Source organism: Herbiconiux oxytropis, from assembly GCF_024979315.1.
Lineage (GTDB): Bacteria > Actinomycetota > Actinomycetes > Actinomycetales > Microbacteriaceae > Herbiconiux > Herbiconiux oxytropis.
Map to the genome: position 1 here is coordinate 210,021 of NZ_JANLCK010000003.1, position 25,306 is coordinate 235,326.

The 25,306-nt window shown below is 69.4% G+C and carries 20 protein-coding genes and 1 pseudogene; 9 read left to right on the forward strand and 12 right to left on the reverse strand.

Annotation, left to right across the window (positions count from 1 at the left end; all coding sequences use genetic code 11):
• Positions 1–27: 27 nt before the first annotated feature.
• The 6 genes from N1028_RS06840 to N1028_RS06865 form a co-directional block, all read right to left on the reverse strand.
• The gene (locus tag N1028_RS06840; protein WP_259526139.1) at positions 28–897 is read right to left on the reverse strand and encodes a glycosyltransferase family 2 protein; all 870 of its coding nucleotides are present in this window, start codon (positions 895–897) and stop codon (positions 28–30) included.
• Positions 894–2,045: a glycosyltransferase family 4 protein gene (locus tag N1028_RS06845; protein WP_259526141.1), complete on the reverse strand. Its 1,152-nt coding sequence runs from the start codon at positions 2,043–2,045 to the stop codon at positions 894–896. The genes N1028_RS06840 and N1028_RS06845 overlap by 4 nt, the downstream gene beginning before the upstream one ends.
• Before the next feature lie 58 nt (positions 2,046–2,103).
• Complete coding sequence (locus N1028_RS06850; protein ID WP_510727680.1) at positions 2,104–3,072, reverse strand: glycosyltransferase family 2 protein; 969 nt, start codon at positions 3,070–3,072, stop codon at positions 2,104–2,106.
• A 23-nt stretch (positions 3,073–3,095) separates the two neighbouring features.
• On the reverse strand, positions 3,096–4,289 hold the full coding sequence (locus tag N1028_RS06855) for an ABC transporter ATP-binding protein (RefSeq protein ID WP_259526144.1): 1,194 nt from the start codon (positions 4,287–4,289) through the stop codon (positions 3,096–3,098).
• 2 nt (positions 4,290–4,291) lie between these two features.
• Complete coding sequence (locus N1028_RS06860) at positions 4,292–5,116, reverse strand: ABC transporter permease (RefSeq protein WP_259526146.1); 825 nt, start codon at positions 5,114–5,116, stop codon at positions 4,292–4,294.
• A gap of 169 nt (positions 5,117–5,285) precedes the next feature.
• Positions 5,286–7,850 carry a glycosyltransferase gene (locus tag N1028_RS06865; RefSeq protein WP_259526148.1) on the reverse strand — a complete coding sequence of 855 codons (2,565 nt, stop codon included), beginning with the start codon at positions 7,848–7,850 and terminating at the stop codon, positions 5,286–5,288.
• Positions 7,851–7,913: 63 nt separating this feature from the next.
• Between N1028_RS06865 and N1028_RS06870 the strand changes: the two genes are divergently transcribed.
• The 6 genes from N1028_RS06870 (at position 7,914) to N1028_RS06895 (ending at position 15,577) form a co-directional block, all read left to right on the forward strand.
• Complete coding sequence (locus tag N1028_RS06870; protein WP_259526149.1) at positions 7,914–8,441, forward strand: hypothetical protein; 528 nt, start codon at positions 7,914–7,916, stop codon at positions 8,439–8,441.
• 86 nt (positions 8,442–8,527) lie between these two features.
• Entirely contained in the window at positions 8,528–8,791 is a 264-nt protein-coding gene (locus N1028_RS06875; RefSeq protein WP_259526150.1) for a nucleotide exchange factor GrpE, read from the forward strand.
• A gap of 3 nt (positions 8,792–8,794) precedes the next feature.
• Complete coding sequence (locus N1028_RS06880; RefSeq protein ID WP_259526151.1) at positions 8,795–9,604, forward strand: rhamnan synthesis F family protein; 810 nt, start codon at positions 8,795–8,797, stop codon at positions 9,602–9,604.
• A 26-nt stretch (positions 9,605–9,630) separates the two neighbouring features.
• Positions 9,631–11,691 carry a glycoside hydrolase family 99-like domain-containing protein gene (locus N1028_RS06885; protein ID WP_259526157.1) on the forward strand — a complete coding sequence of 687 codons (2,061 nt, stop codon included), beginning with the start codon at positions 9,631–9,633 and terminating at the stop codon, positions 11,689–11,691.
• A gap of 75 nt (positions 11,692–11,766) precedes the next feature.
• Entirely contained in the window at positions 11,767–14,388 is a 2,622-nt protein-coding gene (locus N1028_RS06890) for a hypothetical protein (protein ID WP_259526158.1), read from the forward strand.
• A gap of 85 nt (positions 14,389–14,473) precedes the next feature.
• A complete protein-coding gene (locus N1028_RS06895; protein ID WP_259526160.1) occupies positions 14,474–15,577 on the forward strand; it encodes an NAD-dependent epimerase/dehydratase family protein in 1,104 nt (367 codons plus the stop codon).
• Positions 15,578–15,667: 90 nt separating this feature from the next.
• Here N1028_RS06895 and N1028_RS06900 read toward each other — a convergent pair whose 3' ends face one another.
• A complete protein-coding gene (locus tag N1028_RS06900; RefSeq protein WP_259526162.1) occupies positions 15,668–16,474 on the reverse strand; it encodes a tyrosine-protein phosphatase in 807 nt (268 codons plus the stop codon).
• A gap of 31 nt (positions 16,475–16,505) precedes the next feature.
• On the reverse strand, positions 16,506–17,981 hold the full coding sequence (locus N1028_RS06905; RefSeq protein WP_259526164.1) for a helix-turn-helix transcriptional regulator: 1,476 nt from the start codon (positions 17,979–17,981) through the stop codon (positions 16,506–16,508).
• A 264-nt stretch (positions 17,982–18,245) separates the two neighbouring features.
• Between N1028_RS06905 and N1028_RS06910 the strand changes: the two genes are divergently transcribed.
• Together N1028_RS06910 and N1028_RS06915 are read left to right on the forward strand one after the other, a co-directional pair.
• Positions 18,246–18,539 (forward strand): sulfite exporter TauE/SafE family protein, encoded by a 294-nt coding sequence (locus N1028_RS06910; protein ID WP_259526166.1) that lies wholly within the window; start codon positions 18,246–18,248, stop codon positions 18,537–18,539.
• Positions 18,540–18,589: 50 nt separating this feature from the next.
• Positions 18,590–19,375: pseudogene (locus tag N1028_RS06915) on the forward strand (DUF1254 domain-containing protein); the annotation flags it as partial.
• Positions 19,376–19,648: 273 nt separating this feature from the next.
• On the opposite strand, the gene N1028_RS06920 reads toward N1028_RS06915, so the two are convergent.
• From N1028_RS06920 to N1028_RS06930, 3 genes are read right to left on the reverse strand one after another with little or no spacing between them, the layout of a single operon-like run.
• Positions 19,649–21,310, reverse strand: coding sequence for a DUF2142 domain-containing protein (locus N1028_RS06920; protein WP_259526168.1), 1,662 nt, complete (start codon positions 21,308–21,310; stop codon positions 19,649–19,651).
• A 7-nt stretch (positions 21,311–21,317) separates the two neighbouring features.
• On the reverse strand, positions 21,318–21,701 hold the full coding sequence (locus tag N1028_RS06925) for a DUF2304 domain-containing protein (protein ID WP_259526170.1): 384 nt from the start codon (positions 21,699–21,701) through the stop codon (positions 21,318–21,320).
• A 12-nt stretch (positions 21,702–21,713) separates the two neighbouring features.
• Complete coding sequence (locus N1028_RS06930) at positions 21,714–22,451, reverse strand: glycosyltransferase family 2 protein (RefSeq protein ID WP_259526172.1); 738 nt, start codon at positions 22,449–22,451, stop codon at positions 21,714–21,716.
• 54 nt (positions 22,452–22,505) lie between these two features.
• Here N1028_RS06930 and N1028_RS06935 point away from each other — a divergent pair, with 54 nt between their 5' ends.
• Positions 22,506–23,945, forward strand: coding sequence for a hypothetical protein (locus tag N1028_RS06935; RefSeq protein ID WP_259526175.1), 1,440 nt, complete (start codon positions 22,506–22,508; stop codon positions 23,943–23,945).
• A 354-nt stretch (positions 23,946–24,299) separates the two neighbouring features.
• Here the strand turns inward: N1028_RS06935 and N1028_RS06940 are convergent, their stop codons facing one another.
• A complete protein-coding gene (locus N1028_RS06940) occupies positions 24,300–25,259 on the reverse strand; it encodes a glycosyltransferase (protein ID WP_259526176.1) in 960 nt (319 codons plus the stop codon).
• Between the last annotated feature and the right edge of the window lie 47 nt (positions 25,260–25,306).

Here is a 25,306-nt window from a genome sequence, read left to right on the forward strand (position 1 = left end):
GACTATCGGCGCGGCCTGGGCGGAGGCTCATCGGGCGCGCCGGGCGACGATCCTGGAGCGCACGCTCAGGCCCGCCGAGAGCGCCGTGCGCACGGGCCAGAGGAGGGGACCTGCGTACTTCTTGCCGAGGAAGCGCTTGGCGCTGTCGTGATGGGCCGCGAGCATGCGGGCCGACTCGCCACCGGTGGTGGAGTGAGCACCTGTGTGCAGCACCTCCGCCGCCGGCTCGTAGAGGTTCCGCCAGCCGTGGGTGCCGAGGCGGTAGCCCAGATCGACGTCCTCGAAGTACATGAAGTATCCGGTGTCGAAGCCCCCGAGCTGGTCGAAGGCGCGGCGGCGGATGAGGAAGCACGCGCCCGAGAGCCAGCCCGCGTCTCGGCGCACGGGATCGGAGCCCACGGCGATGCGATAGGAGCGAGTCCACGGGTTCGTCGGCCACACCGACGAGAAGAGCGCGTGCCCGATGCCGTTGCGGATGGAGGGCACGGCCCGGGCCGAAGGGTAGGCGCTGCCGTCGCGCTCCACGATCTTGGGGCCCACGGCGCCGACGTCGTCGAACTCCCCGAGGGTGTTCGCGAGGGTGTCGAGCGAGCCGGCGCCGAGCACGACGTCGGGGTTGGAGACGAGCACGTGCTCGATGCCCTCGGGCAGCTGGGCGACGACCGCGTTGACCGCGTGCCCGTAGCCGAGGTTGCCGGTCATCGGCAGATAGTGGGCCCCGTACTCCGCGGCGAGGCCCTCGATGCGGGGGCGTTCGGAGGAGTCGGGCTTGTTGTCGGCGATCCAGACGGAGACCTCGGCCGCCGTGGCTGCGGGGGCCACAGACGCCAGGAACGGCCCGAGCACCTCGGCGGAGTCGAAGCTCACCGTGACCACGGCGATGCGCGCGGCGCTCACGCGAGCACCACCGCACCCGCCGCCGCGTAGGCGTCGAGGTGCACCTGGGCGCAGGCGGTCCACGTGAAGTCGCTCGCGCGCCGGGCGGCGGCTGCACCGAGCTCGGCCCGGCGGGGAGCGTCGGCGAGCAGCTCCTCGAGCGCGCCGGCGAGCGAACCGGCGTCGGGCTCGGAGTAGGCCACGGTGTCGCCCCCGACCTCGGGGATGGAGAGCCGGCGCGTGGTGAGCACGGCTGCTCCGCACGCCATCGCCTCGAGCACCGGCAGGCCGAAGCCCTCGCCGAGGCTCGGGTAGGCCACGACGCGGGCTCCGCCGAGGAACGCGGGCAGCTCGTCGAGCGGGAGGTAGCCCGCCTCGATCACGCCGTCGGCGGGGGTGAGGGCGTCGAGCCGCCGTGCAGCCTCCTCGTCCCAGCCGCGCGAGCCCGAGAGCACGAGCGGGGGAACGGGGTCGGCGCGCAAGGCCCGCAGCGCCGCGTGCGCCTGGATCAGCGCGGGCACGTTCTTGCGCGGCTCGATCGTGCCGAGGAAGCCGATCCAGCCGAGGGTTTCGTCGAGGCCGTGCTCGCGCGCGAACGCCGTCACCGCATCCGCTCGGGGCACGCCGAAGACGGCGGTGTCGACGCCGAGGTAGGCCACGAAGAGCTCGCCCCGGGTGGAGGGCACGCTCGCGCGGACCGCGTCGGCCGTGGCGCGACTCGGCGTGAGGAGGGCGGCGGCCCGCTTCGCGGCCCGCTTCGTCCACCACGTGAAGAAGGTGCGCTTGAGACGCGAGTGCACCTCGGGGTCGGTGAAGAAGGTCGCGTCGTGCAGCGTGACGACGGATGCCGGCCCGCCGGCGAGCAGCGGCAGCGTGTAGTGCGGCGAGTGGATGACGCGCACGCCGAGGCGCCGCGCGAGGCGGGGCAGGCCCACCTGCTCCCAGGCGAAGCGGGCCGGGCGCGCCGCGATCGAGGCGGGAGCCGAGTGGTAGTCGTGCCCGGGAGCGGCCTCGCGGAGCCGCCGGAGATCGCCGGGCTTCGCCACGACGTGGATCGAGACGCCCAGTTCGCCGAGGCCGCCGAGCACGCCCTGGATGTAGCGCGCGACGCCGCCCCAGTTCGGCGGCAGCGAGGTCGCGTCGAAGAGAACGGGTATCTGGGGGCTCACCGATAGTCCTTCTGAGGCCGATTTCGAGCAACCTCGATCATACCCGTGGTCACGCGGGTCAGTCCTCGACGAGCAGCGCGGCCACCGCGCCCCGCGGCACCACGGCCGAGCGGTCGAGTCGCCGGCGCTCGCCGAGCGCGGCAGGAAGGCGCCGCATCGCCGCGCCGAGCGAGCGGAACCGGCGGCGGAACGCGGTGCGGGCGAGGGCGGTGAGCAGCACGGGGGCGGGAGCGTGCTTCGCGGCCACGAGGATGCGATTGCGCTCGTTGTGGAAGCGGAAGAGCTCGGTGCCCGTTCCGCTCGAGGCCGCGTGCGCGTGCCGCACCGTGGCATCCGGCGCGTAGCCGATGCTCCAGCCCGCCCGGCGGAGCCGCCACGACAGGTCGGTGTCCTCGTAGTACATGAAGAGGCTCTCGTCGAAGAGCCCCACCTCGTCGAGCGCGGTGGCTCGCAGCGCACTCGCACCACCCGAGAATCCGAACGGCTCGGCGGCCGGTGTCACGGCCGAGGCCACCGGGGTCAGCCAGTCGCGGTCGCGGCCGTTGCCCGAGCGGGTGGACTCGTTGCCGGTGGAGTTCACGAGCTCGGCACCTGCGGGGTCGACCACCCAGCTGCCCCCGTCGAATCCGGTCAGCGCATGCGGAGCACGCGAGCCGGGAGCCAGCCGCCGGTAGCGCTCCCGCAGCAGGATGCGCGCCGTCACGGCACCGGCGGCCGGAGAGCTCTCGAGCGCGCCCGCGAGGGCCGCCACGAACCCGGGTTCGGCCTCGGCGTCGTTGTTGAGCAGCACGTAGGCGTCGGCCGGCACGGCTCGGATGCCCGCGTTCACTCCGGCGCCGAACCCGCCGTTGGTGGCTGCTGCGACGACGGTGTGCGCAGGATGCCGCTCCGCGAGCAGTTCGGCGGAGCCGTCACCCGAGCCGTTGTCGACGATCGTGATGACGAAGTCCACGCCCTCGAGCCCGGTCTGGTGCTCGAGCGAGGCCACCGCCGCCGAGGTGAGCTCCGGCTGGCGCCAGTTCACCACGATCGCGGAGACTCTCCGCACGGTCAGCGGCCGAGGTCTTCGAACTCGGGCACGGCGTGCACGCTGCCGACAGCGAGGTCGAAGTAGGGCACGTCGAACGAGGCGACCTGGGGCAGGTCATGCAGGTGCCGGCCTTCGACGTCCATCAGCGAGGCGTTAAGGAAGTACTTGCCGGTGCCGAAGTTGACGTTCTTCAGCGTGAACGTGACGGTGCGCCTCTCGCGCAGTCGCGGCAGCACGAAGCCGAGCCGCTTCGACGTGGTGCCGTAGACCACCTGGCCCTGCACGTTGTCGATCTGCAGCGCCGCCATCCAGTTCTCCAGACCCTCACCGTCGTGCTCGAAGCTCATCGACACCACGAGGTCGTCGCCCGGCTGCACGGGCTCGCCGATCTCCCGGCCCTTGGCGTGCACGAAGGTGTCGACGATGCGGCCGTGCCGCACCTCCTCCTTGTGCTCGGCGGCCTCGTCGACCCGGCGCTCCTCGAGGATGTCGCGGAAGTCGCGCACCGCCTCGTGAGGGGCTCCGTCGAACATGACCGTGCCCTTCGAGAGCAGCACGGCGCGGTCGCACAGCTCGGTGACCTGCCCGAGCGAGTGGGTGACGAGCACGATCGTGCGGCCCTCCGCCTGGAACGAGCGGATCTTGTCGAGGCACTTGCGCTGGAAGGCCTCGTCTCCCACGGCGAGCACCTCGTCGACGAGCAGCAGGTCGGGGTCGACGTGCACGGCCACCGCGAAGGCGAGCCGCACGTACATGCCCGAGGAGTAGAACTTCACCTGGGTGTCGATGAAGTCGCGGATGCCGGAGAAGTCGACGATCTCGTCGAAGTACTCGTCGGTCTGCTTGCGGCTGAGGCCGAGGATCGACGCGTTGAGGTAGACGTTCTCGCGGCCGGTCAGGTCTTGGTGGAAGCCCGCGCCGAGCTCGAGCAGGGCCGCCAGGCGGCCGCGGCGCTGCACCGAACCCGAGGTGGGCTGGATGATGCCGCCGATGGTCTTCAGGAGCGTCGACTTGCCGGAGCCGTTCGGCCCGATCAGACCGATCGTCGTGCCGGACATGATCTCGAGATCGACGTTCTTGAGAGCCCAGAAGTCCTCTTTGAACTGCTTCGAGCGGCCGGCGTTCACCAGACGTTCCTTGAGGCTCTTCTCCTTGCGGATGATGAAGCGCTTCGAGACGTCGTTCACCTGGACGACGGGGACATGACTGACCACGATCACAGCTCCTGTGCGAAGTCGCCCTGAAGGCGGCTGAAGACTCGTTGCGCGAAGATCAGCGCGATGATGCCGATGACTCCTGCCACCAGCATGCGGAGGGCGAGGTGGGGCAGCGGGACGCCGTTGGACGCCTCGGACCAGAACGCCTCCTGGAAGCCCAGCACCGAGAGGGTGATGGGGGAGTTGACGTAGACCTCCAGCAGCCAGGCCGGGAGGACGTCGGCCGCCTGCTGCCACGAGTACAGGATGGGCGAGGCCCACATGAACAGCAGCAGCCCCACCTCCACGAGGTACTGGATGTCGCGCAGGTAGACGTTGAGCGCCGCGAGCAGGATGCCCACCGCGGTGCCCCAGATGAGGATCAGCACGAGTGAGGCGACACCGAACAGCAGCTGCGGTCCGAAGCTCAGCGTGCCGATGACGAGCGCCGCCACGATGAGGATGACGAACTGCACGAGGAAGTTGAACAGGGCGGAACCCACCGCGGCCAGCGGGAAGATCTCCCGCGGCAGGTAGACCTTCTTCACCAGCCCCGAGTTCGCGATGATCGATCCGGTGCCCGAACCCACGATCTCGCTGAACAGCGTGTAGACCGTGAGGCCCGCGAAGATGTAGACGGCGAAGTTCTCGATGTTGCGGGCGGCGCCGAGGAACTGACCGATCACCAGGTAGTAGATGAAGAGCTGGGTGAGCGGCTTGGCGAGGCTCCAGAGGAACCCGCCCGCGCTGTCCTTGTAGCGGGACTTGAGCTCGCGTTTGGTGAGCAGACCGAGCAGCTGACGGTGCGCCCAGATCTCCTTGACCGACTCGATCGTGCCGGTCACGCCGCCGCCGACGGCACCGGCGTGCTGCCACGGTTCGTTCAGGAGTCTGGTCGATCGCTCGGTAGGGGACTCGTCTAGTCCAGCCATGATCACGGCCTCCAAGCCACAACATACGGCAGTCGGGGAAACTGCCGCGTCTGAGGATACATGACGGTTCCCGAGGAACCGCTCAGGCTTTCCCGGCCTTCCGATAGGCCAGGCGGGAGCGGATCTTGCCGCCGAGCGAGCCGAGACCGCCGTTGGTGAGGTAGTGCCTGGCGAGAGCGACGTCGCGTCGCAGGCCGTGGCGCCTCGTGGAGATGGCCTGGAACTTCTCCTCGGTGGTCACGGGCCGGGTGCGCCGCCCGCCTGCACCGAGCTCGAGCGGTGCCGAGAGCGAGCCGAGCACGCGGTCGGCGGCGGGGTGGGGGTCGCGGCAGAACGCCACGAGCGGGGCGAGGGTCCGTTCCCAGGTGAACTCCTCGCGCACGCGGGCCACGGCGGCGACGGCGGCCTTCCGCGCGGGGGCCTCGTAGAGCATCCGTTCGAGGGCCTCCGCCAGGGCGTCGACGTCGCGCTCGGCCACCGAGACACCGAGGCCCTCCTTCTCCACGAGGTCGCCGAAGCTGTCGCCGCCCGTCGTCACGATCGGCAGACCCGCCCAGAGGTAGTCGAGAATGCGGGTGCGGAACGAGAAGGTGGTCTCGATGTGATCGAAATGGGTGCTGACGCCCACGTCGGCCTCCAGCAGGTAGTTCTGCCGGTCGTCGAGATCGACCCACGAGTCGTTGAAGAACACGTGCGTGCCGGTCAGCCCGAGTTCGGCCGCGAGCTGCCTGGTCTTCTGCACGACGGCCATCTCGGGCACGTCCGGATTCGGATGCGCGGTGCCCATGAAGAACAGGCGCACGTTCCTGCGGGTCTCGGCGAGCTTGCCGACGGCCCGCACGAGGGTGAGGGTGTCGAACCAGTTGTAGATGCCGCCGCCCCAGATGATGACCTTGTCGGCCTTGCCGATGCCGGGGACGACGCCGCGGATCGCGTCCCTGGTGTGCCGCGGGGGAGTCGAGTCGAGGCCGAACGGCGCGATCGAGATGAGCTCGTCGAGCGAGTCGTCGGCGGCGTAGTTGGCGGGGTTGATGCGGCCGAGGGCGGCGAGCTGGCCGAGCCAGAACAGGCGCTGGCGTTCGCTGGCGCAGAGGAAGAAGTCGGCGCGAGCGAGCTGCTGGTTGAGCACCTCGGTGGCCGAGCGCACGATGTTGGTCCAGCGCTCGGTGCCGAACTCGCGGCCCTGCTCGAGCTGCTCGAGATGCATCGGGTCGTAGATGTCGGCCACCACGATCTTCTCCGACTTCTGCAGCGTGGTGAAGTGGTGCAGCGCATAGCCCTGGAAGAAGATCACGTCGGCCCACTGCTCGTGCACCTTCATCTGGCGCTCGTTCTGCAGCTGCACGTGCTCGACCTCGAAGCGGTCCGAGAACCGATTGGCGGCGTTCCAGGTGATCAGGCGCACGTCGTGCTCCGCCGAGAGGGCCTCGGAGATCTTCCAAGCGCGGAGGCCGGGGCCGGCCATCTTCTCGCCGAGAGAGTCGCCCGTGATCACGAGGATGCGCCGGCGGTCGGTGGAGGACTCGATCTCGAAGGCGTCGACCACCGCGCGGAAGCCGGACAGGTAGGAGGAGCCGCCGAGCAGCGGGTGGATCATGTTGCCGAAGAGGCGGAAGAGCTCCGCGTCGGTGCGTCGGCGGCGGCCCTGGATGTCGTCGCGCGTCACGCTCAGCGACTCCAGCTCCTCCACGAACTGGTCGAGGGCGAACAGCCCTGCGAGCGACTCCTTGGCCACGGGGGTCGTCTCGTCGAACTCGTCGGCGCCTCCGGAGAAGCGGCGGATGTCGAACAGCTGCGAGTCCAGGTCGCTCTTCGCGACGGCTCGCCGGGCGAGGAGGGCCATCGCGCCCGGGAGGAAGCGCGCGAGGTTCTCGGCGCCCAGGTTCTTGTAGAGCGTCGCGAGCGCGTTGCGCTCGAGCAGGTAGCTCTCCCGGTAGGGCCCGAAGCTGCGCATCGAGGCGTGGTGCTTGTGGAAGACGACCGACTCCGGGGCGAAGCGCACCCGGTGGCCGAGGAGGTTGAGGCGCCAGCCCAGATCGACGTCCTCGTAGAACATGAAGAAGCGCTCGTCGAAGCCACCCACCTCCTCGAACGTCGCGGCCCGCACGAACAGGGCCGATCCGGTGCCGTAGAGGATGTCGCGGGGCGCCTGAAAACGCTCGTCATCGGGCTGGTTCTCGTGATCCTTGTAACCCATCCCGAACCAGGTGAGGCTGCCGCCGACGAAGTCGACCACCTTGCCCTCCCAGTCGAGCACCTTGCTGCCCACCGCGGCGACCGCGGGGCTCGTCTCGAACTGGACGACGGCTCCGCGGATCCAGCCGGGGGCGGGCTTTGCGTCGCTGTTGAGGAAGGCCACGAACTCGCCCCGGGCGCTCCGCGCACCGAGGTTGCTGCCGCCCGCGAAGCCGAGATTCTCGGCCGACTCGACGAGCTTCACGCGCGCATCGCCCGCGAAGGCCGCTCGGAGCCTGGCGAGGCTGTCGTCGCCGGATCCGTTCTCGACGACCACGATCTCGAGGTCGGTCGCAGGCCAGTCGACATCACCCAGCTGCCGCACGCATTCGATCGTGTCGTCGGCGCCGCGGTAGTTGACGACCACCACCGAGACGACCCCGGATTCTCGGACGACGCTGGATTCCTTCATCCGTTCAGCCTATCGCCGGAGCGTCAGCGGGCCCGTTGGCCCGCCGTCCATATGATCGGAGGCATGGCACGAAAGACTCTCCTCCGCGCGACCGTCAGCAGCTTCATCGCCCTCGCGGCGACCGTCTCCCTGGCGGGCTGCATCGGTGGCGGGGACGTCACGCCCAGCTCGAGCCCGACCGCCACGGTCACCTCCCCGCCGTCGGCGACCCCCACCCCCACCCGGAGCGCCTCCCCCACCCCCACGGTGGCCCCCACGCCGACGCCCACCCCGTCTCCCACGGCTGCGCCCATCACGGGGGTCTCGGTCGAGATCCTCAGCACCTCGTACGACCCCTCCGCCGGCAGCATCTCGGTGGCCGGGATCGTCGGCGACCTGGTGAGCGAGACGGGCGTCTGCATCGCCACCGCCACGCAGGACGCCGCGACCGCGAGCGCCCAGTCGCCCGGTGTCCCCGGCCCCTCGATGACCTACTGCTCCGACCTCACGATCGCGCTCCCCGCGGGAGCGGCAGGCACATGGACCGTCGAGCTCGCCTACGCCGACTCGAGCCACTCGGGCTCCGCGTCGACGAGTCTGGTGCTGGAGTAACCCACTCGGCGTCCTCGCAGGCGGCCGCCGCCGTTCCTGGCTACTATGGTGGGCGTTTCCCCCTGTCCGAAAGTGCGGTAGCAGCCATGGCTTCACCACTCACAGCCACCGGCGACGACGACGTCACCAACGAACTCCGCGAACTCCGTCTCGAGGTCGCTTCGCTGCGCTCGCAGCTCGCGCGGAAGAGCGCCGAGACCGACGAGTACCGGCGCCGACTGCAGGCGAGCCGCAATCAGTGCGAGCGCTACGCGTCGCAGCTGAAGGCGCTCAGGGCCTCGAGCTCGTGGTCGATCACGAGGCCGCTGCGCATGCGGCGGCGCAAGGCCCTCAACAACGGCTGGACCTGACGCATGGGTCGACGAGTACTCGACAGCGTCCTCCCGGCCAGCTGGATCGAGTCGGAGCGCCGTGCCCTGCCCGAGACGGATCGCGTGGCGGTCGTCGCCAGCTGGGGCGCCGGCCCCGAGGTGTCGCTCTCGCTGTCGTGGATGGTCACGAGGCTCGAGGAGCAGGACTACTCGGTGGTCGTCGTGCGCGCCTCCGACGACCGCAGGCCGCTCGACTGGTCGCGCGGGCCCGCCAATGACGCGATCGTCGTGCGGAAGCCGAACATCGGCTACGACTTCGGCTCCTGGGCCACGGCCATCCAGATGTTCCCCGCCATCCGCGGCGCACAGAACGTGCTCATCACCAACGATTCCCTCGTGGGGCCGTTCTCTAGCCTCGGCCCCATGGTGGCCGACTTCGAGGGCTCGTTCTTCGACGTCTGGGGCGGCACCTGGACCAGCCAGTTCATGCCGCACCTGCAGAGCTTCCTGCTCGGCTTCAAAGGGGGAGTGCTCGAGGATCCCGCGCTCCGCCACTTCTGGAGCGAGCTGCCCGAGCAGTCGAACAAGACCGACATCATCGACAAGTACGAGCTCGGACTGAGCCGGCTCCTGCACGGCGAGGGCTTCGTGACCGGGGCCTGGTTCGACTACGAGCTCGTCGTGGAGTACACGCAGAACCCCACGATCCTGGGCTGGCGGCGACTGCTGGATCTCGGCTTCCCGTTCGTCAAGCGGGAGCTCGTGACCAACCCCAGTATTGTTGCTGATGGTCTCGATGTCCCCGCCGTGGTGGAGAAGAAATTCGGGATCGACCCGACGACCTGGGTCTGACCGGTCGCCGAGCGAGTTAGAGGCACATGAGGAAAATCACCGTCGGAGGCGTCAAGCGCCGCACAGGCCGGGTTCTGCAGCGCGCAGGAACGGTGCTCGCCACGACCCCGCGGGTGGTGGCGCCGGACGACTTCCCCGCGAGCTTCGCCCGCTGGGCCCGCTCCCGAACCAACCGCCTCAAGGCGCTGTACCCGGGCGAGTGGAAGAAGCAGTTCACCGCCAAGCCCACCACGAGCCGCGTGGCCGTGGTGGTGCACGTGCACTACACCGACCTCGTGCCGCAGATCGTCGAGGCGCTCGCCGCGATCCCCGTGCAGTTCGACCTCCTGGTCACCAACTCCTCCGGCGCGCCGGTCGAGATCGACATGGCCGCCATGCCCTCGCTCGACCGCCTGCAGGTGTTCGACATCGCCAACCACGGCCGCGACATCCTGCCGCTGGTCTCCCTCGTGAACGCGGGGCTCCTCGACGACTACGAGCTCGTCTTCAAGGTGCACACCAAGAAGAGCGCCTGGCGCGAGGGCCATGCCGACCTCGGCGGCTCCGGCGACGAGTGGCGGGAGAGCTTCTTCAGCGAGCTCGTGGGCTCGGTGGAGAACGTCACGCGCGTTCTGAACGAGTTCGCCTCCGACCCCTCGCTCGGCATCCTGACCTCGACGGGCAACGTGCTCGGCCCGGAGTTCTGGGGAGGCGACCGCGACATCGTGGGATCGCTGCTCCGGCGCATCCAGCTCGATCTCGAGCCCGACGGTCTGCGCTTCGCCGCCGGCTCCATCTACTGGATCCGCGGCTTCATCCTGCAGGGGCTCCGCTCGTTCGAGCTCTCGGCCTCCGACTTCGACGTCGAGGCGGGGCAGGTGGATGCCACGACCGCGCACGCGATCGAGCGAATCATCGGCATCGTGGCCGGCGAGGCCGGCTACGACATCCGCGACACCTCGACGCTCGCCGAGGCCGGAACGGGCATCGGGGAGACGGGCACTGCGGAGTGGACGCGGTTCACCCCCGAGTTCGAGCGCGTTCCGCGCGCGCGGGTGTTCCCCTTCTATCTGCCGCAGTTCCACACCTTCCCCGAGAACGACGAGTGGTGGGAAAAGGGCTTCACCGAGTGGTCGAACGTGGCCGCCGGCGTCCCCCTCTACCCGGGCCACATCCAGCCCCTGCTTCCGAGTGAGTTCGGCTTCTACGACCTCGCCAAGCCCGGAGTGCGCGACGCGCAGTACGAGCTCGCCACCTCGATGGGCATCGAGGGCTTCATGTACTACTACTACTGGTTCGCCGGCAAGAAGCTCATGCAGATGCCGATCGAGGATCTCGTGGCCGGAGACGGCGACCAGCCGTTCTGCATCATGTGGGCCAACGAGAACTGGACCAGGCGCTGGGACGGCAGTGAGAAGAACATCCTCATCGCCCAGGACTACGACCGCGTGCCCGCGACGCAGTTCATCCACGACGTGATGCCCCTTCTCACCGACCCCCGCTACAGCCGGATCGACGGCAAGCCCGTGATCGCGGTCTACCGCATCACCCAGATCCCGGACCACATCGAAGTGATCGCCTACTGGCGGAAGGCCGCGGAGGAGGCGGGGCTCCCCGGCCTGACGCTCCTCACGGTCGACGTGGGCACCTCGATGCAGGGCATCGAAGGGGAGGACCTCGCCGAGCACGGCCTCGACGCGCACATGGAGTTCGCGCCGCACAACATGTTCTGGGGCGCCCTGCCCCGGGAGCACCGCGGCCTCGACCCGCGCTTCGAGGGCAACCTGCTGAGCTACCGGGCCATGGCCGAGCGCGCCGAGGAGCGGCTGAACACCGCGCCCCCCGAGCGCCGCTACCCGGGCGTGATGGTCAACTTCGACAACACCGCGCGCCGGCAGTGGCAGCCCGACATGTGGTACGGCTCGAACCCGTACACGTTCCGGCGCTGGCTCAACACGACCGTCTCGGCGGTCGCCGACCGCGACCGCGATGAGCGTGTGGTGTTCATCAACGCCTGGAACGAGTGGGCGGAGGGAGCCGTGCTCGAGCCCTCGCAGCGCTACGCCCGCACGTACCTCCTCGCCGTCCGCGACGTCCTGCACCGCTGAGGTCCGTCGACCCGCCGACTCGCCGCGATTCAGCAGATCTGCGGCCACCCGACAGTCGTTGCCTAGGATGAACCCGTGATGGGTAGATCTCGGGTGCATCGTTTCGTGGCCTCAGCGGCGGCTTTCTTCGTCGTTCTCAGCGGCCTGACGGCCATCTCCCTGGCGGTCTCCGAGCCCGAACCGGCCTCCGCCGCCAACGCCGCCGACTTCAACCCCGGCAACATCATCAGCGACGCCAACTTCTTCAACGGCAACGCCATGAACGCGGGAGTCATCCAGAACTTCCTCAACAACCAGGTGCCCTCGTGCGCCTCGGGCGCCACGTGTCTGAAGAGCTACACCCAGACCACCTGGACCAGGGCTGCCGACCCCATGTGCAACACCTACCAGGGCGCGGCCAACGAATCGTCTGCGACGATCATCGCCAAGGTCGGCCAGGCCTGCAACATCAGCCAGGCCGTGCTCCTCGTGCTCCTGCAGAAGGAGCAGTCGCTCATCACCTCCACGAACCCGAGCGCGCGGCAGTACGCCGCCGCCACCGGATTCGCGTGCCCCGACACGGCCCCCTGCGACGCGGAGTACTCGGGCTTCTACAACCAGGTCTACAAGGCGGCGTGGCAGTACAAGCGCTACTCGAACCCGCCGGGAACCTCGGCGTTCTTCACCTGGATCCCGGTCGGCAAGTACTCCAACATCCCGTACCACCCCGATGCCAACTGCGGCACGTCGCCCGTGCTCGTGCAGAACCGCGCCACCGCCGGCCTCTACTACTACACGCCCTACCAGCCCAACGCCACGGCGATGTCGGACATCTACGGCGGGCAGAACGACGGCTGCTCCTCCTACGGCAACCGCAACTTCTGGCGGCTCTACACCGACTGGTTCGGCAACCCCACCCTCTCCAACGCCAAGCACGGCGCCCTCGACGAGGCCTTCGGCGTGCTGAACGGCGTGCAGGTCACCGGCTGGGCCGTCGATCCCTCGACCCCGAACCCCACGAGCATCTACGTCAGCGTCGACGGCAAGGGTGGCAGCTACCCGGCAGACAAGCCCCTGAACTGGATCGAGGGGCTCTACCCGGGCCTCGGTCAGAACCACGGCTACTCGCAGTTCGTCAAGACCACGCCCGGCCGCCACGAGGTCTGCGTCTCGCAGGCCAACGGCGTCTCGCTCGGCTGCAAGACCGTCACCACGCCGAGCGACACCCGCGCGGCCGCCTCGGTCGACCTCGTCGAGGGCGTCGTCGGCGGAGTGCGCTTGAAGGGCTGGTCGGTCAACAAGCAGTCGGGCGCCCAGACCTACCTGTGGGTGAACGTCGACGGCAAGGGCCGGGCCTACAAGGTCGACCAGAAGCTGTCGTGGACCCCCACCCTCTACCCGGGCGTCGGCAACACGCACGGCTTCGACGTGGTCGCCGCCGCGTCTCCTGGCCTCCACAACATCTGCGCCTACGGCGTGGACTCGATCCTGCTCGGCTGCTACAAGGTGACGGTGCCTCCGAATGAGGCCGGTGCCTTCCAGTCCGCCACGGGCGTGCTCGGCGGCATCAAGGTCGACGGCTGGACGCTCGACAAGCGCAGCACCGCCGCCACCTACATCTGGATCGACGTCAACGGCACGGGCCGCCCCTTCCGGGCGAACAAGGCCTCGGATGCCGCAGCGTCCGCCTATCCGTCAGCGGGCCGCAACCACGGCTACAGCGAGACGATCCCCGCGAAGCCCGGCACCTACAAGGTCTGTGCCTACGGCACCCTCGAGAACACCGCCTACGGCTGCAAGAGCGTGACGGTGCCCTTCAACGAGGTGGGCTTCCTCGACTCGGTCGAGCCGGTGCTCGGAGGCGTGAACGTCTCGGGCTGGTCGCTCGTGCAGGGCAGCAAGGCCTCCACCTACGTCTGGATCACCGTCGACGGAGCCGGTGGCGGCCCGATCCGCGCGAACAAGCCGCTGCCCTGGATCAACCAGCTCTACCCGGGGCTCGGCGCCAACCACGGCTTCAGTGGGTTCGTCTCCGTGCCGGCCGGAAAGCACACGATCTGCGCCATCGGCACGAGCGAGCAGGCCAAGATCGGCTGCAAGGAGGTCACCGTGCCCTCGAGCGGCGCCGCCTCGCTGGACTCGCTGACCACCTCGAAGCTGAAGATCTCGCTCACGGGCTGGGCCGTCGACCGACTGTCCAAGAACCCGACCTGGCTCTGGGTGAACGTCGACGGCGTCGGCCGGCCGTACAAGGTCGACAAGCCGCTCAGCTGGATCGACAACTACTTCAAGGGAGTGGGGCCGAACCACGGCTTCGCCATCGACATCCCGGCGTCGGCGGGCCTGCACGAGGTGTGCGTCTGGCACAGCTTCGACAACCAGAGCCTCGGCTGCCGCACGGTCGACGTGCCCTCCGACGGCGCCGCGTCGATCGACAGCGTCACCGGTGTCAAGGGCGGAGTGGCCATCAAGGGCTGGTCGGTCGACCGCACCTCCACGGCGACGACCTACATCTGGGTGCAGGTCGACGGCGGCAACGGCGGGCCCGTGAAGGCCGACAAGCCGCTCAGCTGGATCGACGCCTACTTCCCGGGAGTCGGTCCGAACCACGGCATCGACACGGTCGTGCCCGCGGCGCCCGGCAACCGCCGGGTGTGCATCACGGCCACCTTCGACAACCGCAACCTGGGCTGCTACACGGTCACCGTGCCCTCCTGATTTCCGTTCGCCCCCGAGCGGGGCACTAAGGTGTTCAAGGTCGTCCAGGCAGGCGACAGCTGTCGAACGGAAGGTCTGCTGCACCATGAGCGAGTTGAGCGCGCACCGCGTGATCGTCACCGGAGGTGCCGGCTTCATCGGCTGCGCCCTGTCCGAGCGCCTGGCCGGCGCGGTGGGGAAGTGGGTCGTGATCGACTCCCTGCACCCGCAGGTGCATGAGGTCCAGGAGCGGCCGGCTGCCCTGCACGAGGCGGCGGAGCTCGTGGTGGGTGACGTCACCGACCCGGCCGTCTGGGATGCGGTGCTCGCCGACGTGCAGCCGACCGTCGTCATCCACCTGGCCGCCGAGACCGGCACGGCGCAGTCGCTCGACGAGGCCACCCGGCACGCGCACGTCAACGTCGTCGGCACCACCGTCATGCTCGACGCGCTCGGCCGGCACGGCATCGTGCCCGAGCGGTTCCTGCTGTCGTCGAGTCGTGCCGTCTACGGCGAGGGGGCGTGGGAGCGCGAGGGCGGCGAGGTCTTCTACCCCGGCCAGCGCTCGCACGCGCAGTTCGAGGCCGGCCAGTGGGACTTCGCGGGTGCCCGCCCGCTGCCGAGCACCGCAGCGCTCACCGTGCCCAAGCCCACGAGCGTCTACGGCGCCACGAAGCTCGCGCAGGAGAACATCCTCGCCGCCTGGGTCAACGCCCGCGACACGGCGCTCACCGTGCTGCGCCTGCAGAACGTCTACGGCCCCGGTCAGTCGCTCGTCAATTCCTACACCGGGATCGTCTCGCTGTTCAGCCAGCTCGCGCGCCGCGGAGAGAGCATCCCCATCTACGAGGACGGCGCCATCACGCGCGACTTCGTCTACATCGACGACGTGGCCGACGCCTTCGTGGCGGCCCTCGCCGAGCAGCCCTGCACCGAAACCGGCGCTCGCGCCGGGGTGGGCGTCGGGGCCGGCACGCCCACGTTCGACGTGGGGTCGGGAGTCGGCACCACCATTCTGCAGCTCGCCGAGGCCATCGCCGCCTACTACTCGGCACCGGCGCCGCACATCACGGGCAGGTACCGCGATGGCGACGTGCGCCACGCGGAGTGCCGCATCGACGCCACCCTCGGCGCCCTCGAGTGGGAGCCGCGCTGGCCGCTGGACCGCGGGGTCGCGGGCCTGCAGGAGTGGATCGGCTCGCAGCTCTAGGTACTGCCCAGGCAGGTTGGACAACCGGCTGATGGATGGTTGCTTGTTGATGCCGGTGTGGGGTCGGTGGTGGACCCAGGGTCCTGACCATTATCCGTGGTGGATGAAGCGGCTTCGGAGTGTGATGATCTGCTGGTCCGTGAGTGTGAGTCCGTTGCGGGCGTAGTCCTCGATCGTGCCGTATCGGGTGCGTAGTTCGTCGAGGGCGGCGTCGAGGTAGTCGTCGTCGACGCCGAGGATGGGTTGGAGGAGTTCTGTTCTCACCCCCTGCGTGTGAAGTGCTTCCAGCATGGGCCGCAGTGCGGGTGCGAGGTCGGTGTTGGTTTGGAGGTAGTCGGCGCGGACGTCGGTTTCGGAGGCGCCGAGGAGGAGCAGGAATGATGCCGCGGCCCATCCGGTTCGGTCCTTGCCTGTGGTGCAGTGGAACAGGGCGGCGCCGGTGCGGGTGTCGTCGATGAGGTCGAGGTAGAACTGCCGGTAGGCCGCCAGGGCGGAGGGCATGCTGACGAAATCGCGGTTCGCGTCGGTGAGGTAGCGGGCTGCCCGTCCGCCGCCGAGTGCCTCTTCGAGGCCTGCCGGATCGGCGAGCAGTGCGGGGATGGAGGCGGCGATGTTGTCGGGGGCGTCGGCTACGACGTCGAGCCAGATGCTCCTGATGTCCGCGGGCAGCCGGTCCAAGGCGCCGGCTCGCTCTGCCGCGGTGCGGAAATCGAAGACCGTCGTGATCCCGAGCTTCACCACGGCTTCTCTGTCGGCGTCATCGAGATTGGTCAACGATGCCGAACGGTACAGGACCCCCGTTCTGACTGTTCCTCCGGCAACGGGGATGCCGCCGAGATCGCGCATATTGGGGGCGCTTGCGAGTACTACTCGGCGGTCGGGTAGCTGTTCGGACATCGGTCTCCTCGTTCGTTGTTCGACGATCTGGTCAGTGGTTGTCCGCCGCCTGGATTGCGCCTCGCCGCGTGGTCACGCCTAGTTTTCGATAGATCGAGCGGATGTGGGACTTGACGGTGGGGTAGGCGATGCTGAGTTGTGCCGCGATCTCGTCGGCTGTCATCGGGGTGCGCAGATAGGTCAGGATCTCTTTCTCGCGCTTGGTCAGTACTCCGGCGAGCTGGGTTGAGAGACGGGCCCGCCGTTCCAGGATCGTGCGGAGGAATTCGTGATGTGTGGATCCGTGGAGCGCGTGTGCGTTCAGGAGATCGGTGAGGACGTGATCGGCGGCGAGAAAGGGGGCGATGATCCGTTCCGGGAGGGCGGTCTCGAGCGCTCGTTCCACCTGGTCGTGGGCCTGGCGTCCGCGCCCGGCGGAAGCGTTCGACGCTGCCGAGGTCACGAGCGTGCTGACCCGTGCGTAGCGGGGAAGACCGGCTGCCGCTGCCAGGCGGAGGGCCTGGTTCGAGGGGACCGGATCTTCCAGGACGCGGTACAGCTCGGCGAGAAGCGCATGCGCAACGGCCGCTCCGGTGCGCGTGAGCGCGGGACGCGCGATGCTGCGTGCTTGCTCGTCTCGTCCTTGAGCGTGCGCGAGCCAGGCTGCGGCAACCCGCCGTAAGGTGTCCCACGGGATTCCATGCTTGTCCGCAGCGCTGACACCGTCGAGGGTGCGTCCCGCGGAGTGATAGCGATCCTCCCGGTTCAGGGCGATGAGAGACAGGACGAGGTAGAGGCGGGCGAGTGCTTCGAAGTCGGTTCCCGGGCTGCCCTCGACGATGATCGAGTCGAACTGGGTGATCGCTTCCTCGAAGTCTCCACGCCAGAATGCGATGCACCCTCTGTTCGCTTGAGGGAGGCCGCCTTCGAAACGGTCCCAGTCCGACGCTGCCTCCCGAACCGGGAGCGCCTCGAGAAGCCGTTCGGCTTCGGTGAACTCCCCTGCGTGGGTGAGTGCGAAGGCGAGATTGGACTGCGCGAGGCGGAACGTTTCCATTCGTCCTTGGAGTTGTGCCTCGTCGCTCGCGGAGCGCAGCAGCCCGATCGCGCGGGGAAAATCGCGGCGGAGTCGAATCTCCGTCCAGCCGAGGAGAAAGAGAGCGGAAGGGTAGTCGTCCTCCGGCTCACACAGGACGAGGGCTCGGTGCGCCCGATCCGCGACGGCCGCCTTGGTCGGGGTGTCCGGGGCGAGGAGCAGATCGGTGAAGCAGCTCACGAAGTCGTCCGCAGCAACCCGCAGACCCTGCCCGCGAAGGAACTCCGCGCCGTACGGGTCGCCGCTGAGGTCGCGGCAGCACGCCCGGATGAGCAGGATGTGGGCATCCTGCTCATCCGGGAACGACAGGCACACCTGTTCCAACTCGCGTGTCCGGGACTCGAGGATCAAGCGCAGCCAGTTCTTCCGCAGGGCACTACGCGCCCGGCCGACATCGCCGCAGGCGAGCGCCTCGAGCATCACGTCGATCATTCCCCCAAAGTATCGAGTCGGTCGCGCGGAGGGCGAGCGTGCCGACTGATGCGGTGGGAGGAGCCCCACCGGTTCAGGGCACACGACGACGATACGAGTCGTCAGCGGCAGAGGAGCCCGGTCTCATCCGCTACGGATGAGACCGGGCCCTGCGTCGGCGCGAGCCGGTGAGACTGGCGCTGGTGATCGTCGGCCACTGGCATCCGGTCATTCAACGGGGCAAGGGTGCGATTCGGATGTGCAGCAGCACACTGAAGAAGGGAAATGATCATTCTCCTATCCGTCATCGGAGCCGTCACGGTCTTCGTTCTGCCCGGCGGCATCCTCCCGGGCCGTGACGAGACGGAAGGACCCGATCTGCCGCGCGCCATCGTGCAGTTCACGCTTGCGACACTGCTGGTCTTGCCGGCCTTGAGACAGTGGCGAGGCCGACCACGAGATGGCCAGGACCCTGGGCTGCCGAAATGGATGGCAGCCATCGATGACGTGACCTTCGCACGCGCGCTCGACCTCGGGTTCCTCCTGTCGGATCCCACTCCCGAAAGGACTTCACCATGACATCAATTCCCGTGAACGTGCAGAACTTCAACCGGGCCGAATCCGATCTGATGTTCTCCCGCCTGGGCGCCGGCGTCGGCTTGGGCACCTGGACCCACACGCGTGAACTCGACTCGCTCGGCGATCAACCCGTGATCCGTCAGAACCGCGACACCCTCTACAGCTTCGCGATCATCGACGTTCGCGACCCCGTCACAGTCACGCTCCCCGACACTCGCGGTCGATACATCTCCGTGTGGGTGGTCAACCAGGACCACTTCGGCCCGATCATCCTGAGCCATCCAGGTGAACATCTCCTCACCCGCGATCTCGTCGGCACCGACTACGCCGCCCTCATCGTGCGCATCCTCGTCGACCCCACCAGCAGCGACGACGTCGCCGAGGTGAACCACCTGCAGGACGCCCTCGCCATCGACGGCGGCGGCACCGAGCGGTTCCCCTATGCCGAGTACGACGAGCACTCCCAGGCCCAGACCCGCGACGCGATCCTCACTCTCGCCCGCGGCGTCTCCACCTACGACCACGCATTCGGTGCCGCTGGACAGGTCGACCCGATCATGCATCTGCTCGGCACCGCATCCGGTTGGGGTGGCCTGCCCGAACACGAGGCCACCTACGTCAACTTCGACGATGACCTCCCCGTCGGGGAGTATCGGCTCCGCCTGAAAGACGTCCCGGTCGATTCGTTCTGGTCCGTGTCCGTTTACAACGCAGCCGGCTACTTCGAGGAGAACACGCTCGGCGTGAACAGCATCAACAGCGTGACGGCCACACCGGACGACGATGGCGGCGTCACCGTCCACTTCGGAACGTTCACCACCGCCCCCGACCATGCGATGAACGCGCTGCCCATCATGCCCGGGTGGAACTACGTGCTGCGGCTGTACCGCCCGCGTGCCTCCGTGCTCGATGGCACCTGGAAAGCCCTCGCCCCGAAGCGCTCTGATATCCACGCCCGACCAGAAGGAGACACCATGACGCAGGCAGCAACCATCCCCGCGGCTGCGGCCGGAGTTCTCTACACGGGACCGGGGAATGGATGTATCGGTGGCGGGTGCCCGCCAGGATCCTCGTGGCCGCCGCAGGTACCGCGCTGCTTCTCGACCGCCCTAGATGCGCGGTGCCGCGGCGTAGCCGTCGATCGGCGGCACGGCGTCGTACTCCTCGATCACCGGCTCCGGCCGCGGGTCGCGGAACGCTGCGGCCACCGTGATCGCGAGGCCGAGGGAGACCACCGCGAACGCGATCATGAGCGGCAGGGCGCCGAGCGGCGGCTCCCAGGCCCCCGGCTCGAACATCTGCAGCCAGTCGACCGAGTAGCCCACCGTCATCCGGCGCATCGTGGTGAGGAACGCCCACGACACGATGAAGGCCCAGGCGATGCCGGTGAGCCAGGCGAGCGCCGTGACCAGGCCGCGCCCGCGCCGCGCGCTGGCCACGAGCATCCCGCGCTCGTCGACCCGCTGCTGCCAGCGCAGAAAGCGGTCGCTCGACGCGATGCAGGCGGCCATGCCGACCAGCAGCGCCATCATCAGCACGAGCGTGTAGCGGCCCTGCCAGATGAAGCCGCCCTTGGTGACGTAGAACGACTGGATGAACGCGGGCAGGAAGAAGAAGGCGAGGGCGGTCAGCACCACGAACACGAGCCTGCGGCCCCGCACGAACAGCACGACGCCGAGCACGAGCAGCCCGAACAGGGCGTAGGCGATGAAGTAGAGAGGCGGCGACAGGGGAGTGTCGAGCCAGCCCAGGATGCCGACCATCTGCCGGATCCGCAGATAGGTGTTGCCGATCTCGCCGAAGAAGCCCTCCACGGGCGTGAGCCCTACGCCGGGGTTCGTCTGCACGATCTCGGGGCCCGTGCTGGGGCCTGTGCCGAGGGAGTTGCTCGAGAGGGTCCACCACGCGCTGTAGAGCGCCGTGATTCCGATGAGGAGGATGCTCACGATGACGCCCGGGCGCTTGAGCAGGGCTCCGAGCTCCCGGCCCTTCAGCAGCACGAGCGGCAGCACGAGGAGGAGGGCCACCCAGAGCGGCGAGATGCCGCGCGTGTTCGACACGAGCGCCGCCGCCACGACCACGAGCGCCAGGCGGGAGCCGAGCAGCTTCTCCTGCGGGTCGAGCACGATGCCGAGCATCGCGGCGAACAGGGCGAGGCCGCCCGTGAACTCGAGCGCGTTGGGGTTCACGGTGCCCATGAGGTAGAGCACGATCGGGGTGACGCCGATCAGGATTCCCAGGCTCGGCACCCGCGGGAGCCGCCACGCCGCGACCACCCAGAAGGCGGCGGCGAGGAAGAGCGAGGTGAGCACGGCGCTCATGATGCGCATGGCGTAGATGCCGCTCGTGTCGGGCAGCAGGAGCGAGGGCCAGCCCACGAGCATGTAGTACACGGGGTTGTAGAGGCTCGCCGATGAGAACGTCTCGACGATCTCGTTCGGGTCGCCGCTGAAGCCGGGCGCACAGGATGCGGGGGTGTCGGCGAAGAAGGCGAAGCAGCCCTGGGCGTACTCGGCGGCGAAGGCGGCGGGCACGTGCAGCACGCCGCCGGTGGTGATCATCTCGGCCGGCAGCAGCTCACCGCGCACCACCGAGGCGGCCTTCACGACGTGCGCCGGCTCATCCGGAGACCCGCCGATGGGCGTGGCGACCGCCCAGAGCGTGCCCAGCAGGGCCAGCAGCAGCCACGGCAGCAGGAAGTGCCGGCCGGCGGTGCGGTGGGGGCGGGCGAGCTGCTGGCGGAGGGCGGCGGCGGAGGGGACGAACGTCATGAGTGCCTTACGGATTGCGGCGTGGCTGCAGGGCGTCGGCGACGGCCTTCTCGAGCTCCTTGATGCGGAGATCCTGCAGGGCCACGGTCTCGGCCAGGGTACGGGTCTCGGCTTCGAGCTCGGTGAGTTCGCCGGAGTGCTGGATGGAGACGAGCACCAGCACGGCGATGCTGAGGAAGAAGACCAGGTTGGTGGGCACCGTGACGCCGACGAGCGCGGCGGCCCAGCCCAGCGTGTCGGGGAAGACGCTCACGACGAGGGCCGCGAGCCCGGCGAGCAGCCACCACACGGCGTGCCGCTCGCGGAGGTGGTGGCGGCGCAGCGACTCGATCACGACAGCGAGGGCGATGAGCGCTGCGATGATGCCGAAGACGTAGGTGACTGTGTTCATGGGAGACCGTGTTCAGAGACTCACGACGGGTTCGCGCAGGGCGATCGGCGGGCGGATGAGGGCGACGAAGAGAGCCATGCCGGCGCGCGCCAGGTAGACGGCGGCCTTGTAGGGGTTGTGCGAGGGCGTTCCGCCGGCCCGCGGGCGCATGGCCACGGCCACCTGGGTGACGGTGAGCTTGGCGCGGGCGGCGATCACGAGCGACTCGACGGTGTCGCCGAGGTACTCCGAGGGGTAGTGCTGGGCGAACAGTGCGACGGCCCGCGGGCCGCTGGCCCGGAAGCCCGAGGTGGTGTCGGTGAGCTTGGTCTTGGTGAGCCGGCTCAGGATGGACGAGAGCACCACCATGGCCCAGCGCCTCGGCCCGTGCACCGTGTACTGCCCGACTCCTGCGAAACGGGCACCGAGCACGAGGTCGTGGTCTCCCAGTCGCTCGACGAGCTCGGCGATGCCGGCCGGGTCGTGCTGCCCATCGGAGTCGACCTGCACGACGTTGGCGAAGCCCTTCTCGAGCGCGTACTTGAAGCCCGCGCGCATGGCACCGCCGACGCCGAGGTTGATCGGCAGCCGCAGCACCGTCGCGCCCGCGGACTCGGCCTCGCGGTAGGTCTGGTCGACCGAACCGTCGTCGACCACGAGGCAGGATGCCCCGGGAACGGTGGCGAAGACCTCGCGCACGACGGCGGCGACCGACTCCTCCTCGTTGAACGCGGGCATCACGATCAGCGTGCGTTCGAGGGCGGTCGGCATGACGCCCATCATAGCTCCGGGGCCCTCCGCGAGCCGTGAGGCGGGCGGGGCGGCATGCCCTATCGTTTCGGGTGTGAGGGCGAGTTGACGGCCGGGCGGCCCCTGCGCGAGCGCGAGGGCATCGTCGCGACGGCGGTGGGTCTCGTGGTGGCTGTCGTGGCGTTCCTGCGCATCCCGGCTGCGGATCTCGGTGTCGTCTGGGCCGAGGACGGCGCGGTCTTCCTCACTCAGCGACTCGCCGAGGGGCCGTTCGCCACCTGGTTCTCGCCCTACGACGGCTATCTGCACCTCGTGCCGCGCATCCTGGCCGACCTCGTGGTGTCGGTGCTGCCGCTGGAGTGGTTCGGCGTGGGCATCGGTGTCGGCACGTGTCTCGTGGCGGGGGCCGTGGGAGCGTTCGTGTTCGTCGCGTCGCGCGACGTCGTGACGCCGCTGCCTGTGCCGTTCGGACCGCCTGTCCGGTTCGCGCTCCCTGCCCGGTTCCTGCTCGCGGGCCTCGTGGTGCTCCTGCCGACCGTGAGCTTCGAGGTGCTCGGCAACGCCGCCAACCTGCACTGGCTGCTGCTGTGGCTCGCGCCCTGGCTCGTGCTCGTGCGGCCGCGCACGCGCACGGCGGGGGCGCTCGTCGGGGTGCTCGCGCTCGTCGTCGGGCTCTCCGAGATCCAGGCCGCAGTGGTGCTGCCGTTCGCCGTGCTGCCGTTCCTCCTGCTGCGATGGCGGGAGCGCGCGGGGCTGCCGGTGCGGGCGGCTCTCGTGCTCGCCTTCGCGGTGCAGCTCGTGACGACGCTCCTGAGCGAGCGGGCCGCCCGGCCGCCCGTGCTGCCGGATGTGCTCTCGACGGTGCTGGGGTTCGCGGTCAACGCGGTGCTGATGCCGTTCCTCGGGCAGCACCACGCGGCGAACCTCGTGCTCGCGACGGGCGGCTGGGTGGCCGCCGCGGCACTCGCGCTCCTGGCCGGCGCCCTGGCGGTGGTGCTCCTGCGCGGCGGCCGGGTGCGCGCTGTGGCCGCCGGTCTGCTCGCCTGGAGCGCGGTGGTGCTCTGGACCGCGGGGTTCGTGCTCAACCCCAATCCCGCGTTCTTCTACGCGCAGTTCGGGCGCGATCAGTGGGAGGCGCTCGGCCCGCTCCGCTACGGCGTCGTCCCGGCGATGTGCGTGCTGGCGATCGTGATCCTCGCCATCACGGTGCTCGTCGCGCCGGCGCCGGCGCCAGCGCGGTCGGGCAGTGGCGGCCGGATGCTCCGCGCGAGCTGGATCGCGGGTGCGCTCGCGGCCGTCGGGGCGGTCGCGCTGATCGCGTGGCAGCTCGTCGGCAGCGCGGGCTCCTCCATTCGCACCTCGGGCCCCGAGTGGGCGGAGACGGTGCGCACGGGGGAGACGGCCTGCGAGGCCCCGGACGCCCCCGAGGAGCTCGCCCTCCCGGTCCATCCCCCCACCTGGTCGGCCACCGTCGCTTGCGCGCTCCTGGCTCCCACCCCCGCCCCCACCCGCTGAGTCGCGCCGCAGCGAGAGGGGCATGGGCGTCGCCGCCCCCACCCCGCCCGCTGCCGCAGGCACGTCCCCGCTGGTGGTCCGCTCTGCCCCGCCGTACCGCATCCACTTGACACTGGATGCGCCTCAAGCCGTCGACTTGACACATCTCGTGCCAAGTCGACGCTCTTAGGCCCAACTTCTGTCAAGTCGCGCGCGGTCGCGAGGCCTGGAGTGGCGGCGAATCCCACCGCGGGACGGCGACTTGACACTAGATGCGCGAATAGGCGCCGACTTGGCACATCTTGTGTCAAGTCGGCTACAGCGGGCGACTGCTACCGCGGGGGCGGCGAGCGGTGGTGGCGGCGACGCGCGGGGCTAGCGGAGGCGGCGCTCGAGGGGCGCGGGGATGCGGCCGGTGCGGGAGGCCCAGCCGTCGCGGAGGCCCGCGGCCATGGCGCGCAGGCGCGCGGTGCGGCCAGGAGCCAGCGCGAGCACGATGGCGCAGTGCCGGAGGTCGCCGAGGGTCTCGCGGAGGGCCCAGCCGAGAGCGCCGCGGGAGTGGCGGCGGTTGAGCAGCACGCGGTTCCGCAGCAGATAGTAATAGCGGAACGGGCGGCTCACCACGAGCCCGATCGGCGGCCGCCCTGCGAGGGCGAGCAGTCGCGTGAGCAGGGCGGGGTGGAAGCGGTCGCCGAGGCTGTGGCCGAGCGTCGCGCGGTCGGCGAGCAGCACCCGCAGTCCGCAGGCGGCGACCCTCAACGCGTAGTCGGTGTCGACCCCGTCGATGAAGAGCGGCTCCGCGAACCCGCCCACGCGGTCGAGGGTCGTGGCCGGCAGCAGCATGCCCGACTGGATGGGCGTCGTGCCGAGAAGGAAGCCGCGCGAGTAGCCGGTCACCTGCGAGGGCAGGCCCTCGATGCGGGCGGGTGCCACGAGGCCCACGGGCAGCCCGGCGGCCATCGCCTGCTCGAAGGTCGCGACGAGCGTGGCCACGAAGTCGTCGCCGATCGCGGAGTCCTGGTCGAAGGTCAGCACGAACCGCGGTGAAGCGCCACGCTCCGGCGTGCGCGCTGCCGCGATGCCGGAGTTCAGGGCCGCCGCGATGCCGCGGTTCGAGCGGTGCCGGACGACCCGCGCGCCGGCCGCCTCCGCCTCGACCAGCGGGCCCTCGGCATCCGGAGCCCCGCCGGTGTCGTCGACGACCACGACGGTCGCCGCCTGTGCCAGCAGGGCGCGCACGAGCGGCACGAGACGATCGCCGGGGCGGTAGGCCGTGACGACAGCCGCCACCGCCACCGCAGCCGCCGCAGTCGCCGCCGGCGCGGTCTCGGGCATGGGCGATGGCACGACCACAGACCCCTCTCCGCCCCCGGAACCTCCGA

What these genes read in the sequence shown, in the direction of transcription:
- N1028_RS06935 (WP_259526175.1), top strand. Translation starts at nt 22,506, where the DNA reads ATGCCCTATCGTTTCGGGTGTGAGGGCGAGTTGACGGCCGGGCGGCCC.
- N1028_RS06900 (WP_259526162.1), bottom strand. Translation starts at nt 16,474, where the DNA reads ATGTCCGAACAGCTACCCGACCGCCGAGTAGTACTCGCAAGCGCCCCC.
- N1028_RS06895 (WP_259526160.1), top strand. Translation starts at nt 14,474, where the DNA reads ATGAGCGAGTTGAGCGCGCACCGCGTGATCGTCACCGGAGGTGCCGGC.
- N1028_RS06925 (WP_259526170.1), bottom strand. Translation starts at nt 21,701, where the DNA reads ATGAACACAGTCACCTACGTCTTCGGCATCATCGCAGCGCTCATCGCC.
- N1028_RS06905 (WP_259526164.1), bottom strand. Translation starts at nt 17,981, where the DNA reads ATGATCGACGTGATGCTCGAGGCGCTCGCCTGCGGCGATGTCGGCCGG.
- N1028_RS06885 (WP_259526157.1), top strand. Translation starts at nt 9,631, where the DNA reads ATGAGGAAAATCACCGTCGGAGGCGTCAAGCGCCGCACAGGCCGGGTT.
- N1028_RS06930 (WP_259526172.1), bottom strand. Translation starts at nt 22,451, where the DNA reads ATGCCGACCGCCCTCGAACGCACGCTGATCGTGATGCCCGCGTTCAAC.
- N1028_RS06870 (WP_259526149.1), top strand. Translation starts at nt 7,914, where the DNA reads ATGGCACGAAAGACTCTCCTCCGCGCGACCGTCAGCAGCTTCATCGCC.
- N1028_RS06880 (WP_259526151.1), top strand. Translation starts at nt 8,795, where the DNA reads ATGGGTCGACGAGTACTCGACAGCGTCCTCCCGGCCAGCTGGATCGAG.
- N1028_RS06910 (WP_259526166.1), top strand. Translation starts at nt 18,246, where the DNA reads ATGATCATTCTCCTATCCGTCATCGGAGCCGTCACGGTCTTCGTTCTG.
- N1028_RS06865 (WP_259526148.1), bottom strand. Translation starts at nt 7,850, where the DNA reads ATGAAGGAATCCAGCGTCGTCCGAGAATCCGGGGTCGTCTCGGTGGTG.
- N1028_RS06875 (WP_259526150.1), top strand. Translation starts at nt 8,528, where the DNA reads ATGGCTTCACCACTCACAGCCACCGGCGACGACGACGTCACCAACGAA.
- N1028_RS06940 (WP_259526176.1), bottom strand. Translation starts at nt 25,259, where the DNA reads ATGCCCGAGACCGCGCCGGCGGCGACTGCGGCGGCTGCGGTGGCGGTG.
- N1028_RS06920 (WP_259526168.1), bottom strand. Translation starts at nt 21,310, where the DNA reads ATGACGTTCGTCCCCTCCGCCGCCGCCCTCCGCCAGCAGCTCGCCCGC.